The organism is Halomonas sp. SIMBA_159 (assembly GCF_046536035.1).
Lineage (GTDB): Bacteria > Pseudomonadota > Gammaproteobacteria > Pseudomonadales > Halomonadaceae > Vreelandella > Vreelandella venusta_A.
In genome coordinates this window covers 1-242 of the sequence record NZ_JAWJBT010001405.1, presented here as the reverse complement: position 1 = coordinate 242, position 242 = coordinate 1, and the positions used below count along the sequence as shown (strand labels likewise).

General features: G+C 31.4%; 1 protein-coding gene. It reads left to right on the top strand.

What is annotated here, in order from left to right:
- A partial coding sequence (locus R0J87_RS23875; protein WP_498889508.1) for a Sll1247 family protein occupies positions 1-201 on the top strand: 201 nt, incomplete at its 5' end.
- Positions 202-242: the final 41 nt, after the last annotated feature.

Here is a 242-nt window from a genome sequence, read left to right as displayed (position 1 = left end):
AAAATTCTTTTGCTCTCTCATAAAATTAATCCTTATTTAACGAGTCGCTTTGCAATTTTATATAATCATTATGAACATACACCTCGACATAATGTCCATTGGCTGTTTAAGTCTCTGGAAAATCTGAAAATTGCTTTAACCATTCATAATAGTACGGTTGATTTATCTTACTGGCGTTCAGTCAATTCAATTTCCGTTTAATTAAAAAGAGTAGGCTAGATTTAGTCTCTACCAAACCTAAC